Here is a 12,796-nt window from a genome sequence, read left to right as displayed (position 1 = left end):
ACCCCGAGCTTAGCCACTCACGGAGACTTCCGGAGCGGGCGGGAATCCGCAAGGCGTCCGGGGAACCATCCGGCGCGCCGGGGAGAAAGCCGACGGGCGGGCCGGGTCGCGAGGACCAGGCCCGCCCGTCCGGGGTGGTTCAGCTCTCCGGGGCGGCCTCGGGGGTCACGGCGGAGCGGCGGGTGCGGGTGCGCGTACGGGCGCGGCGCGGGGCCTGCCCGGCCTCCGCCTCGCCGGCCTCGTCCGTCGCGGCGCCGGCCTCCACGGCCTCCACGGCCGCCGCGGCCTCAGTTCCGGCCTCACCGCTCGCCGCGCTGCGCGTGCGCCGACGGCGCCGGCGCGGAGCCTCGGCCGTGCCCTCGCCGGCGGCGGTGTCCGAGAGGACCGCGGCCGGAGCGTCGGTCGGAGCCGCAGCCTCGGTCTCGGCCGGAGCCGCGGCCCCGGCGGCGTTCGGCGCCACCTCGGCGCTCACGCCGCCACGGGTCCGGCGACGCTGCCTGGGCGTACGCGCCGGGCGCTCGGCCGGGGCCTCCTCGGCGGCCGCAGCCGTGCGCCCGCCCCGCGAGCGGCCGGAGCGCGAACCGCGTCCGCCGGTCTCGCCGAGGTCCTCGACCTCCTCCGCGTTCAGGCCCGCCCGGGTCCGCTCGGAGCGCGGCAGGACACCACTGGTCCCCGGGGTGATCTTCAGCAACTCGTACAGGTGGGCCGAGGTGGAGTAGGTCTCCTCCGGCTCGTTGAACGGCAGGTCCAGCGCCTTGTTGATCAGCTGCCAGCGCGGGATGTCGTCCCAGTCGACCAGCGTGACGGCGGTGCCGGAGGCCCCGGCGCGGCCGGTGCGGCCGATCCGGTGCAGGTAGGTCTTCTCGTCCTCGGGGCACTGGTAGTTGATGACGTGGGTGACGCCTTCGACGTCGATGCCGCGGGCGGCGACGTCAGTGCAGACCAGGACGTCGACCTTGCCGTTGCGGAAGGCCCGCAGGGCCTGCTCGCGGGCGCCCTGGCCGAGGTCGCCGTGGACCGCGCCGGCTGCGAAGCCGCGCCTGGTCAGCTGCTCGGAGACGTCGGCGGCGGTCCGCTTGGTGCGGCAGAAGATCATGCACAGACCGCGGCCCTCGGCCTGCAGGATGCGCGAGACCATCTCGACCTTGTCGAGCGAGTGGGCACGGAAGACGTGCTGCTCGATGTTGGCCACGGTGGTGCCGGTGTCGTCCGGCGCGGCGGCCCGGATGTGGGTGGGCTGGCTCATGTACCGGCGGGCGAGGTTGATCACCTGGCCCGGCATGGTGGCCGAGAAGAGCAGGGTCTGCCGCTTGGCCGGCAGCATGGTGATGATCTTCTCGACGTCCGGAAGGAAGCCCAGGTCGAGCATCTCGTCGGCCTCGTCGAGGACCAGCGCGCGGACCTTCGACAGGTCCAGCTTGCGCTGGCCCGCCAGGTCGAGCAGCCGGCCCGGGGTGCCGACCACGATGTCGACGCCCTTCTTGAGCGCCTCCACCTGGGGCTCGTACGCCCGGCCGCCGTACACCGCGAGCACGCGGACGTTGCGGACCTTGCCGGCCGTCTGGAGGTCGTTGGTGACCTGGGTGCACAGCTCGCGGGTCGGCACCACGATCAGTGCCTGCGGGCTGTCGGAGAGCTGCTCCTCGGTGGCGCGGCCGGCGTCGACGTCGGCGTGGACCACGACCCGCTCGATCAGCGGGAGGCCGAAGCCGAGGGTCTTGCCGGTGCCGGTCTTGGCCTGGCCGATGACGTCGTGCCCGGTCAGCGCGACCGGCAGGGTCATCTCCTGGATGGGGAAGGGGTGGACGATGCCGACGGACTCCAGGGCCTCGGCGGTCTCCGGGAGGATCCCCAGCTCCCGGAAGGTGGTCTTGTGTTCAACGGTGGTGGACAGGGTGCTGCCTCTTCCATGTGGTGGGGCCGAGAGCGAGAGGCGGGGCGGGCAGCCGCACGGCTGCTCGCGGGCCTGTCAGGCCCTGCCGCAGCCGCGGGACGCACAACCGCGCCTGCCCCTGCGGCCTGCCGGCTCGCGCGGCCCGGTGGCGGGCGCGTCATCCGGCGGCGTGGGGGAGGGTTCCCGTGAGGAGCCGGGCGCGGGACCTTCGCCGTACGGCGCGGTCCGCAACGGCCCTCGCTCGGCCACTGATGCGGTGCCAAGGCTTGAAGTCCAAGCCAAGGTCGGAGCCGATCGGCTCTCCGACCGGGCATCCGCGTACGTGAGTGCTCGGTGCCGCACGGAGTACGTCTGCGCGGCCTGCCGTGGGTGGCGGACCGCGCGAATACACCAAGCCTCGCCACCAACCATACAGTCCGGCGACCACTCGAACACGTGACGCGGCTAACGCGGCAGCCGCGCTGGTCTGCGGTGTCGGGCGGCGGCGGCCGGCCGGTCTAGGGTGGCGAGCCGTGACTCTGCCCCTGGTGGGCCGGGTGCCGCCGGATCGCCCGACCGACGCGGGCTCTCGGCGGCCGGGCCCGGGCCGCCGCGCTGTGGCAGAGTCCCGACTGTACAACGGGGCATCGAGAAGCGAGGACTGATGGAGACTCAGGAACCCGGGGCCGAGCGCCCGATCGGTTCGATCGGGGACTGGACGGCCTGCGCGGCGGACCCGGGCTACCGGGCGGCCGTGCTCGACCTGCTCGGCGCGCTCGCGTACGGCGAGCTGAGCGCCTTCGAGCGGCTCGCCGAGGACGCCAAGTTCGCCCCCGGCCTCGCCGACAAGGCCGCGCTGGCCAGGATGGCCTCCGCCGAGTTCCAGCACTACCAGCTGCTGCACGACCGCCTGGTGGAGATCGGTGCGGACCCGACCGAGGTGATGAGCCCCTTCGTCGAGCCGCTGGAGTCCTTCCACCGGATGACGGCCCCCTCGGACTGGCTGGAGGGCCTGGTCAAGGCGTACGTCGGCGACTCGATCGCCAGCGACTTCTACCGCGAGGTGGCGGTCCGGCTGGACGACGACACCCGCGAGCTGGTGCTGCGGGTGATGGCGGACACCGGGTACGCGCAGTTCGCCGTGGACCGGGTGCGGCAGGCGATCGAAGCGGACGGCCGGGTCGGCGGGCGGCTGGCGCTCTGGGGCCGGCGACTGATGGGCGAGGCGCTCAGCCAGGCGCAGCGGGTGGTCGCCGAGCGGGACGCGCTCTCCAACCTGCTGGTCGGCGGCGCGCAGGTGCAGGGCTTCGACCTGGTCGAGGTCGGCAAGATGTTCACCCGGATCACCGAGGCCCACACCAGGCGGATGGCCGCCCTGGGGCTCGCCTCCTGAACCGGGGCGGCGCGGCCCCGGGCGGTACGGAGCGGTCTTCACGGAGGCGGGGCCGCGCGGCCCGCTCAGGCGTGGCGGTGGCGGCCGTGTTCGGCGGCGGGCTCGGGGCGCGCCAGCACCGAGACCAGCAGGGCGGAGCCGATCGCCGAGATCGCCAGTGAGAGGGCGGGCAGCCCGGCGTCGAGCGTGAACCGGGAGATCAGCCCGGACAGCAGGGCCGCCACCACTCCGGTGCCGACCGTCAGGCTCCGTGCCGCCGGGAAGTACTCGGGCAGCAGGGTCAGCGCTCCGGCCCCGACGGCCAGTCCGATGAGCACGAAGGCGAACGACTCGACGAGCACGGGCTGCCTCCCGGGGCCGATCAGGGCGCGCGGCACAAGGTGCGCACGGGGTTCCGGTTCGGCATACCCGGTCGCCGCCGACGGTACGCGCACCGGATGAAAACGGCGTTGCCCCGCCCCTCACGAGGAGGAGCGGGGCAACGCCGCGGAGCCCTGCGGCGGTGACCGCCTCAGACGGTGCCGAAACCGACCTTGCGCGTGCTCGGCTCGCCGATCTCGACGTAGGCCAGGCGGTCGGCCGGGACGATGACGCGGCGGCCGTGCTCGTCGGCCAGCGAGAAGACCTTCGAGGTGCCCTCCAGTGCCTTGGCGACCGCGCTCTCGACCTCGTCGGCGGACTGCGAGCTCTCAAGAACGATCTCGCGGGGCGCGTTCTGCACGCCGATCTTGACCTCCACGGCTTCCTTCCCTCCAGGGTTGCAGCCATCCATGCGCGGGCCATTAGAACGTGTGTTCGTGGTGATCGCGCCGTACGGCTTCACCTTAGAGCACCGGCACCGCCGCAGGTCGAAGGTCCGGGGATCGCCCGGGTGCCCGCTCAGCCGGCGGACGCCTCCCTGGTCTGCTCGCCCGGATGCATCGGGAAGCCCTTCAGGCCGCGCCAGGCCAGGCTGGCCACCAGCCGGACGGCCTCGTCACGGGGGATCTCCAGCCCCTGCGAGAGCCAGTAGCGGGCGGTGATCTGGGCCAGGCCGCAGACTCCGGCGGCGAGCAGCTTGGACTCCGCCTCCGGCAGGTCGGTGTCCTCCGCGATCACCTTGCTGACCAGTGTCGCGCTGGCGTCCGAGGCCCGCTCGACCCGCTCGCGCACGGCCGGCTCGTTGGTCAGGTCGGACTCGAAGACCAGCCGGAACGCCCCGGACTCACTGGAGACGTAGTTGAAGTACGCCTCCATGGTCGCGGCGACCCGCTGCTTGTTGTCGGTGGTCGCGGAGAGTGCCTGGCGGGTGGCCTCCACCAGGGCGTCGCAGTGCTTGTCCAGCAGTGCGAGGTAGAGCTCCAGCTTCCCCGGGAAGTGCTGGTACAGCACCGGCTTGCTGACCCCGGCGCGGTCGGCGATGTCGTCCATGGCCGCGGCGTGGTAGCCGTGGGCGACGAACACCTCCTGCGCGGCACCGAGCAGTTGTTCACGGCGGGCGCTTCGCGGCAGGCGGGCACCGCGCGGGCGCTCCTGCGCCTCCTGGATGGCCGTCACGGGCGCTCCTCACTTGACGGTCTGCGGCAGCGCGCCCATCGGGTGGACGGTGTGCCGGGTATAGCTGGCAAGGTCACTGATTCTACTTTTGAGTAATGGGATCTGCCCCTGGTGCAGGCGAGAAAAGCGCAGGAAAGCCTTGGTGGGCGCCCACAACGGGAGCCCACAATACGGCGCCGGGCCGCGCTGTCCAGAGGGCGAGATGGAACTGTTCGGCGGGGGTGGGGGCCTGGTTCCGGATAATCCGATCCCCCTACCATCGTCCTCCATGAGCGCTGAGCAGCAGGTTGGGTCCGAGGTCGCGCCGGTCCGTACCGTCGCGGTTCCCGGGGCGGTCCTCTCGGTGAGCGGGCCCTCGCCCCACAGCGCGGGCCTGCCGCCCGCGCTCTTCGTCCACGGACTGGGCGGCTCCGCCGACAACTGGACCGACCTCATGGCGGCCCTCGCCGACCAGGTCTCCGGTGAGGCCCTGGACCTGCCGGGCTTCGGCCACTCCGGGCCGCCGCAGGACGGCAACCTCTCCGTCTCCGGTCACGTCCGGGCGGTGATCGGCTACCTGGAGGCGTCCGGGCGCGGGCCGGTGCACCTGTTCGGCAACTCGCTGGGCGGCGCGGTGGCCGTCCGGCTGGCGGCACTCCGTCCCGACCTGGTGCGCAGCCTCACCCTGATCTCGCCCGCCCTGCCCGAGCTGCCGCCGCAGCGCACCGCATGGCCGACCGGCCTGCTCGCGGTGCCCGGCGTGCCCGCGCTGCTCCGGCGCACCCCGGCCGGCCGCCGCACCCCCGAGCAGGCCACCGACGGCTTCCTCGACCTGGTCTACGGCGACCCGGTCGCGGTACCGGCCGGGCGGCGGGAGCGCGCGGTGAACGAGTACCGGCGGCGGCTCGGCGTCCCGTACGCGATGCAGGCGATGGTCGGCTCGGCGCGCGGGATCGTCTCCGCCTACACCGAGCGCGGCGACCAGGCGCTGTGGCGGCAGGCCGAGCAGGTGAAGGCGCCGGTGCTGCTGGTGTACGGGCTGAAGGACAAGCTGGTCTCGTACCGGTCGGCGCGGCGGGCCTGCGCGGCCTTCGCCGACGCGCGGCTGCTGGTGCTGCCGGACTCCGGGCACGTGGCGATGATGGAGCACCCGGAGCCGGTGGCGCGGGCGGTCCGGGAGCTGCTCGCGGAGATCTGACCGCGCCGCGCGGAACCCGCGGGGCGCGGGGAGCGACGCGTCCGGCCGGGGCGGCGCGAGCGGGGCACCGCCCGAGGGCAGGTTGCCGGGCCGAAACGTGCTGCGCCGGTGGAGGTCACGTGGGTTCACTCGTTCAGGTGGCAACCGGGCGGGTGACCGAGGAGGGGCCGGGGTCTGGTTCTACCTTCGTGGTGTCGGACCGAACAGGTGTGGGGGAGTAGCAGCCGCCGGTGCCCCGCGGGGCGGCTGTGCGGGCCAACGGTCGAGCGTGCCGGGCCCGTAGCGGGTGCTGCCCTCCCGGAGTGTCGCGCTTCCGCCGAGCGCCGGGCCGCCGGGTACCGGATCCCGCGGCGGGGCGGGCTCGGCGGGTCCAGGTCCGGCCTGCCGCCGGCAGCCGTCCGGCCCCGATCGCCCTGCTCTGGAGGTTGTCGTGCGCGTCGCTCCGCTCACCGAGGGCACCCGCCCGGACACGCGGCGTACCGAGGAGGGTTGGTGCGATCGGCTGTTGGCTGAGGAAACGTACCGGCAGGCCGCCGAGCTCACCCCCGGCAGCGAGTGCGGCCGGCGATGGCAGCAGCGCTGCGGCGCGCACCTCGACCGGATCCGGGTGGTGACGGGCCCGGCGGAGCCGGGCGCACTGGCGGAGGCGGTCTGATGGGCCGCCATGAGGAGCCGTTACCGCCCCCGGCGGCGGAGGTGCGGCCGGGGGCGGCGGCCGGCCGGGAGCACCCGTCGGTTCAGGCCCGGTCGGGGGGCCCGGTGCGGGAGCTGACCGAGCGCCATCGGTCCGTCTGCGAGCAGACGGTCGCCCCGCTGGCCATCGCGGCCGGCTTGGCGGGGGCCGGGCCGGGACCGGGCCCGACAGGCACGGCGGCCGCCTTCCGCGCCCGGACGCGTCCCGTACTGCTGGTCGCGATCGGTCTGCACCCGGCGCTGCCGGCCGTGCTCTCCTTCGCGGCGCTCGCAGTCCTGGCCGCGCTCGATCCGGGACCCGCTGCCGGGGCGGGCCTGCCGGCCGCCGCAGTGGGCCGGGTGTCCGCGCTGCTGCCGCCTTGCGCCTGGGCGGTGCTCGGCCGTCCCGGGGGGTACCGGCCGGCCGCTCCGCCGCTCTGAACCGGCCCCGTCCGTACTCGACCGACTTAACACCCGTAACCTGCCGTGCCCGCGAGGGGCGGCGTCGTGGAAGGACACCCCCGATGAGGGTGCTGCTGCTGGGGGCCGACGGTTTCATCGGCCGCCGGGTCGCCGACCGTCTGATGGCCGACGACGAACTCCAGGTGACCGTGCTCGGCCGCCGCGACTCGGCCGACATCCGCTTCGACCTGACGGCGGGCAGTCCCGGGGCGCTGGCCAGGTTCCTGGACGCGGTGGTCCCGCAGGTGGTGATCAACTGCGCCGGGGCCACCTACGGCTCCTCGCGGACCCTGATCAGGGCGAACACCCTCGCGGTCGCCACCGTGTGCGAGGCGATCCGGCGCAGCCGGGAGCCCGCCAGGCTGGTGCACGTCGGGTCGGCGGCCGAGTACGGTCCGATGCCCTCGGGCGTGCCGATCCCGGAGGGTGCCGAGCCGCGGCCGGTCGGCCCGTACGGGGTGTCCAAGCTCGCGGGGACGGAACTGGTGGTCTCCTCGGGGCTGGACGCGGCGGTGCTGCGGGTCTTCGACGTGGTCGGCCCGGGGTCGCCGACGGCCTCGCTGTTCGGGCGGCTCGCCGAGGGGCTGCGCCGGGCGCTGGAGCAGGACGAGCGGCAGGTGCGGATGCCGGACCTGTCCGGATACCGGGATTTCGTGGATGTCCGGGACGTCGCCAGGGCGATCCAGGCGGCGGCGGTCTCGGCCGCCACCGGCGTGATCAACGTCGGTACCGGCCATGCGGTCCGAGCCCGGGACGCGGCCCAGCTGCTGGTCAGGGCCGCCGGTTTCGATGGCTCCATCAGCGAGGATGCCCGCCAGGTGCTGGTGCCGAGCCAGAGCGCGGCAGACCCCGGCCACCGGGCCGCCGAGCCGTACCGGCCGGTGGAGGCCCGTCCGGTGCTGGAGCCGGTGCAGTGGCGGCAGGCCGATGTGCGGACCGCCAGGGACCGTCTCGGATGGCGGGCACTGGTGCCGCTGGAGGAGTCCCTGGGTGACATCTGGCTGGAGACGGCCTGCCGGGTCTGACCGTGCACAAGGCGTGTCCGGCAACGGTGGTGGCGCCGGACGGTCCTCGGCGGCCAGTCCACCATCCGGCGGTGCCCGTCTCGCCAGTCGGACATGCTGTCTCGGAATAGTGGCCCGGCGTGACACTGTTGGCTTAAGCGGAATCGAAAGCTGTACAGAACTGACGACCATCGGAGTCCACGTGTCGCTGCCACCCCTGGTTGAGCCGGCCGCCGAGCTCACCGTTGACGAGGTCCGCCGGTACTCCCGTCACCTGATCATTCCGGATGTCGGGATGGCGGGGCAGAAGCGGCTGAAGAACGCCAAGGTGCTGTGCGTCGGCGCCGGCGGCCTCGGCTCGCCCGCCCTGATGTACCTGGCCGCGGCCGGTGTCGGCACGCTCGGCATCGTCGAGTTCGACGTCGTCGACGAGTCGAACCTCCAGCGCCAGATCATCCACGGCCAGTCCGACATCGGCCGCTCCAAGGGCGAGTCGGCGCGGGACTCGGTCAAGGAGATCAACCCGTACGTCAACGTGATCCTCCACGACGAGCGTCTCGACAACGACAACGTCATGGAGATCTTCTCCGGCTACGACCTGATCGTGGACGGCACGGACAACTTCGCCACCCGCTACCTGGTGAACGACGCCGCGGTGCTGCTCGGCAAGCCGTACGTCTGGGGCTCCATCTACCGCTTCGACGGCCAGGCCAGCGTCTTCTGGGCCGAGCACGGCCCCTGCTACCGCTGCCTCTACCCGGAGGCCCCGCCGCCGGGCATGGTCCCCTCCTGCGCCGAGGGCGGCGTGCTGGGCGTGCTCTGCGCGTCCATCGGCTCGATCCAGGTCACCGAGGCGATCAAGCTGCTCGCCGGCGTCGGCGACCCGCTGGTCGGCCGCCTGATGATCTACGACGCCCTGGAGATGACCTACCGCCAGGTCAAGGTCCGCAAGGACCCGAACTGCGCCGTCTGCGGTGAGAACCCGACCGTCACCGAGCTGATCGACTACGAGTCCTTCTGCGGTGCCGTCTCGGAGGAGGCCCAGGAGGCCGCGGCCGGTTCGACGATCACCTCCAAGCAGCTCAAGGAGTGGATCGACAGCGGCGAGAACATCGAGATCATCGATGTCCGCGAGATCAACGAGTACGAGATCGTCAACATCCCGGGCGCCAGGCTGATCCCCAAGGGCGAGTTCCTGATGGGCGCCGCGCTGGAGACGCTGCCCCAGGACAAGAAGATCGTCCTGCACTGCAAGACCGGTGTCCGCTCGGCCGAGGTGCTGGCCGTGCTGAAGTCTGCCGGCTTCGCCGACGCGGTCCACCTGGGCGGCGGCGTGATCGGCTGGGTCAGCCAGATCGAGCCGCACAAGCCGACGTACTGAGTCGCCCTCCGTTCCCCAGCGGGGCACGGTCGGCGTGCGGTCCCGGCGCCGCCGCCGGTGCGCAGGGACGACCGGTTGATCAGAGCGCGTTCTTGCGCTGGAGGACGTTGTACGCGATCCAGCCCGGCAGCACCGGCAGCCAGAAGGTCAGCAGGCGGTAGAGGAAGACCGCCGGGGTGGCGACGGTCGGGGAGACGCCGGCCACCGTGAGGGCACCGATCAGCGCGATCTCGACCGGGCCGATGCCGCCCGGGGTCGGGATCGCGGATCCGGCCGCGTTGGCGGTCAGGAAGACCACGGCCACCACCGAGAAGCTCAGCGTCCCGCCGAAGGCCTGGATCGAGGCGTTCAGGCAGGCGGTGAAGCTCAGGGTGAGCAGCAGGATGCCGCCGAAGCCGGTGATCAGCTTGCGCGGCGTCTGCATCAGGTCGAGCATCCGGGGGACCACGCCGAAGAACAGCGAGCGGACCCGGGTCACCACGAACCGCCGCAGCGGCGCCACCGCCGCGACCACCAGCGCCAGCACGGCGGCCGTCAGCACGCCGATGATCACCGCCCGGGAGGCGCCGAGATCGCCGCTGGTCTGGGTGCCGGTGATCAGGCCGAAGCTGAACAGCAGCAGCAGGTGTCCGCCGAGCCCGGCCAGCTGGGAGGCGCCGACACTCGCCACCGCCTGTCCCGAGCGGATACCCGCCTTCTGCAGGTAGCGGGTGTTCAGCGCGATGCCGCCGATCGCGGCCGGCGCCACCAGCTTGACGAAGGACCCGGCCAGTTGTGCGGCCACCGTCCGCCCGAACGGCAGCCGCTCCGGTACGAAGCCGGTCAGGCTCATCGCCGCGGCGCCGTAGCTGGCCGCGGCGGCGGCCAGCGCGACCGCAGCCCAGACCCAGTTCATGTGGGAGAGCTTGAGCTGCGCGGGCTGGATGGTGGTCAGCGCCAGGTACGCGGCGAAGGTCAGCGCGATGACCATGATCAGGGTCTTCGGCTTGAGCCGCTCCAGCTTCGCCGGGGCCATCGGGGCCTCGGGCGCGATCTGCAGGATCTGGCCGCGGATCCGGCTCAGCAGGTCCTCGCCGGCGGCCGCGATGTCCTCCTCGGCCTGCGCTTGCGTCCGCTCGCCCGCCGCGACCTGTTCCAGCGCCAGCGCCTGGGCGGCGGCCTTGCGCTCCTTGGTGAGTCGCTTCAGGTCGACCCTGGTGGAGCGGCTCATCCCGACCGGCTGGAGCAGCGGCAGCGCGGCGGCGACCTTGTCGGCACCCAGCACCCGGTTGGCGACGGCCACCGTGCGCTCCGGGCCGACCCGCAGCGCGAAGGTGGTGACCAACTGGGCGACGTCGATCCGCAGTGCCAGGTCACCGGCGGCGATGTCCCCGCCGGAGAGGTTCACCAGGCAGCCGGTCTTCCCGTCCACCACCAGCATCGACTCGCCGGTGAGCCTGCGGTGGGCGATCCGCCGCTCGTGCAGCGCGCCGACCGACTCCCAGAGCGAGGCCATCACCTGGTCGGTGATCTCCTCGTCCGCCAGCTCGTCCAGGGTCGGCCCCGAGATCTTCTCGTAGACCAGGATCGCGGCGTCCGGCCCGAGCTCGGAGGTGGCCACCAACTGCGGCGAGACCGCGCCGGAGGCGGCTGCCGCGTAGGCGATCAGAGCCTCCTGCTCCAGCGCCTGGCGCAGCGACTGCGGGCTGCGCCGGACGGCCACCGAGCGCAGCCGCAGCCGCCGCCAGGCCCGGTAGAAGAAGCCGGAGGCCTGCTGCTCGCGGTCGATGATGTGGACGTCCAGCTCCGGGCCGTCCTGCTGTTGGACGTAGTAGCGGCGGGTGCCGCCGGGGGCGTCGGGGGCCCGGACCGCGCCCGCCGGCGCGAAACCGACCTTCCGCAGGCCGATCAGCAGGTGCTGGCCGGTGGGGCGGATGTTCGGCGAGCCGATCGCGTACAGGGTGCCGTACGCCACGGACCAGCCGATCAGCACCGTCAGGATCAGTGAGAGCAGCGTGGTGTAGCCGCTGACCAGCTCGGTCAGGCCGCTGAGGACGACCACCACCCAGAGCGCCACCCGCCAGCGCGGGCGGCTCGACATGCCGACCGCCGTCATGTAGGCGATCACCGGGGCCAGATAGCCGTGCACCGGGTCGGTCAGGGTCTGCCCGCCGCCCGGCGGCAGCTGGGTGAGTGCGTCCCGGATCGCCATCGGAGCGCCGGCCGCGACGTACCAGTCCACGCCGAGCGAGACCCCGTAGGAGAGCACGGAGGCGAGCACGCCGTCGGCGACCCGCAGGCCGTCGCGTTTGATCAGCCGTTCCACCGCGAAGGCCAGCGGCACGGCGAGCACCGCCACGCTGGAGACCAGGGCGGCGATGGTGCTCATCACGCTCGGGATGCGGTGGGCGTTGACGGAGATGTCGTTCTCCAGGCCCGTGGTGGTCGAGATGGCGAAACGAGCCACCAGGAAGAGCGCCACGATGCCCGCGAGCCCGGCGAGGAACCGGATCAGGTCGGACGGCCGGTGCGCGCGGGCAGCGAGCAGCGGCTCGTCGACGGCGAGCATGCTGCGTCCCGGCTCGCCCTCCCGCACGTGCTTCTCCCCCTTGATCAACGACACCCGTCTCTGCGGTGCCGGCCGTCGCGACGGGACCTTCCCCGAAGCTGCGCGGGAGTGGCCGGTGGCGGGCCCCTCGGAGCCCCTGTCCACGTCCACGCCTGCCGTCCCGGTCATCTGGTCTTGTCCTCGTATCACCACTCACCGCCCCGAAGATGGTGGCATGCCCGGCGGGGTACCGCTGGACAGGGGCAGTATCGGGCGCGGCGGGCCACGCGCAAGTGGCATTCCTCCGATCGGTCGGATGGGGAAGAATCACCCCGATGACGGAGAGTACGAACGCGGGTGGTCTGCCGCCCTTCGCCGAGTCGGTCCTCGACCTTACCGAGCGCATCCCGGCGGGCCGGGTGATGACCTACGGCGACGTCGCCGAGTACCTCGGCCAGGGCGGGCCCCGGCAGGTCGGGCGGGTAATGGCACTGTACGGCGGAGCGGTGCCCTGGTGGCGGGTGATCCGGGCGGACGGGCGGCCGCTGCCCGGACACGAGCACCGTGCGCTGGGCCACTACCGCGAGGAGGGCACCCCGTTGCGCACCGTCGGCGGCGAGATGCGGGTCGACCTCCGCCGCGCCCGCTGGGACGGACGGTAGCCGATCACGGGAGTACGAACCCGGCGGTTTCCGGTTGCGCGCGCGGATCCCCGCGCCCCCGGGGCGTTGCGTGGTTGCGGGCCGGGGACCGTAGGCTCGTTGGTCATGG

The 12,796-nt window shown here is 73.0% G+C and carries 12 protein-coding genes; 7 read left to right on the top strand and 5 right to left on the bottom strand.

Annotated elements, in window-relative coordinates; genetic code table 11:
* Positions 1 to 139 precede the first annotated feature (139 nt).
* Positions 140 to 1,783: a DEAD/DEAH box helicase gene (locus tag ABD369_RS22815; protein ID WP_344638359.1), complete on the bottom strand. Its 1,644-nt coding sequence runs from the start codon at positions 1,781 to 1,783 to the stop codon at positions 140 to 142.
* A 754-nt stretch (positions 1,784 to 2,537) separates the two neighbouring features.
* Between ABD369_RS22815 and ABD369_RS22810 the strand changes: the two genes are divergently transcribed.
* On the top strand, positions 2,538 to 3,266 hold the full coding sequence (locus tag ABD369_RS22810; RefSeq protein ID WP_344638358.1) for a ferritin-like fold-containing protein: 729 nt from the start codon (positions 2,538 to 2,540) through the stop codon (positions 3,264 to 3,266).
* Between the two features lie 65 nt (positions 3,267 to 3,331).
* Here the strand turns inward: ABD369_RS22810 and ABD369_RS22805 are convergent, their stop codons facing one another.
* The 3 genes from ABD369_RS22805 to ABD369_RS22795 form a co-directional block, all read right to left on the bottom strand.
* Entirely contained in the window at positions 3,332 to 3,607 is a 276-nt protein-coding gene (locus ABD369_RS22805) for a hypothetical protein (RefSeq protein WP_344638357.1), read from the bottom strand.
* A gap of 170 nt (positions 3,608 to 3,777) precedes the next feature.
* Positions 3,778 to 4,005 (bottom strand): DUF3107 domain-containing protein, encoded by a 228-nt coding sequence (locus tag ABD369_RS22800; RefSeq protein WP_344638356.1) that lies wholly within the window; start codon positions 4,003 to 4,005, stop codon positions 3,778 to 3,780.
* 140 nt (positions 4,006 to 4,145) lie between these two features.
* Positions 4,146 to 4,802, bottom strand: coding sequence for a TetR/AcrR family transcriptional regulator (locus tag ABD369_RS22795; RefSeq protein ID WP_344638355.1), 657 nt, complete (start codon positions 4,800 to 4,802; stop codon positions 4,146 to 4,148).
* Positions 4,803 to 5,070: 268 nt separating this feature from the next.
* Here ABD369_RS22795 and ABD369_RS22790 point away from each other — a divergent pair, with 268 nt between their 5' ends.
* The 5 genes from ABD369_RS22790 (at position 5,071) to moeZ (ending at position 9,498) form a co-directional block, all read left to right on the top strand.
* Positions 5,071 to 5,979: an alpha/beta fold hydrolase gene (locus tag ABD369_RS22790; protein ID WP_344638354.1), complete on the top strand. Its 909-nt coding sequence runs from the start codon at positions 5,071 to 5,073 to the stop codon at positions 5,977 to 5,979.
* Between the two features lie 505 nt (positions 5,980 to 6,484).
* A complete protein-coding gene (locus ABD369_RS22785; protein WP_344638353.1) occupies positions 6,485 to 6,634 on the top strand; it encodes a hypothetical protein in 150 nt (49 codons plus the stop codon).
* 104 nt (positions 6,635 to 6,738) lie between these two features.
* Positions 6,739 to 7,092 carry a hypothetical protein gene (locus tag ABD369_RS22780; RefSeq protein WP_344638352.1) on the top strand — a complete coding sequence of 118 codons (354 nt, stop codon included), beginning with the start codon at positions 6,739 to 6,741 and terminating at the stop codon, positions 7,090 to 7,092.
* Positions 7,093 to 7,175: 83 nt separating this feature from the next.
* Positions 7,176 to 8,138, top strand: coding sequence for an NAD-dependent epimerase/dehydratase family protein (locus ABD369_RS22775; protein WP_344638351.1), 963 nt, complete (start codon positions 7,176 to 7,178; stop codon positions 8,136 to 8,138).
* 181 nt (positions 8,139 to 8,319) lie between these two features.
* A complete protein-coding gene (gene moeZ / locus ABD369_RS22770) occupies positions 8,320 to 9,498 on the top strand; it encodes an adenylyltransferase/sulfurtransferase MoeZ (protein ID WP_344638350.1) in 1,179 nt (392 codons plus the stop codon).
* Between the two features lie 79 nt (positions 9,499 to 9,577).
* Here the strand turns inward: moeZ and ABD369_RS22765 are convergent, their stop codons facing one another.
* Positions 9,578 to 12,214 (bottom strand): flippase-like domain-containing protein, encoded by a 2,637-nt coding sequence (locus ABD369_RS22765; protein WP_425557732.1) that lies wholly within the window; start codon positions 12,212 to 12,214, stop codon positions 9,578 to 9,580.
* Positions 12,215 to 12,360: 146 nt separating this feature from the next.
* Here ABD369_RS22765 and ABD369_RS22760 point away from each other — a divergent pair, with 146 nt between their 5' ends.
* Entirely contained in the window at positions 12,361 to 12,687 is a 327-nt protein-coding gene (locus ABD369_RS22760; protein WP_344638349.1) for an MGMT family protein, read from the top strand.
* The last annotated feature ends 109 nt before the right edge of the window (positions 12,688 to 12,796 follow it).

This window comes from Kitasatospora cystarginea, from assembly GCF_039533515.1.
Lineage (GTDB): Bacteria > Actinomycetota > Actinomycetes > Streptomycetales > Streptomycetaceae > Kitasatospora > Kitasatospora cystarginea.
The sequence above is the reverse complement of the archived record's forward strand: the minus strand, read 5'-3'. Positions and strand labels throughout refer to the sequence as shown.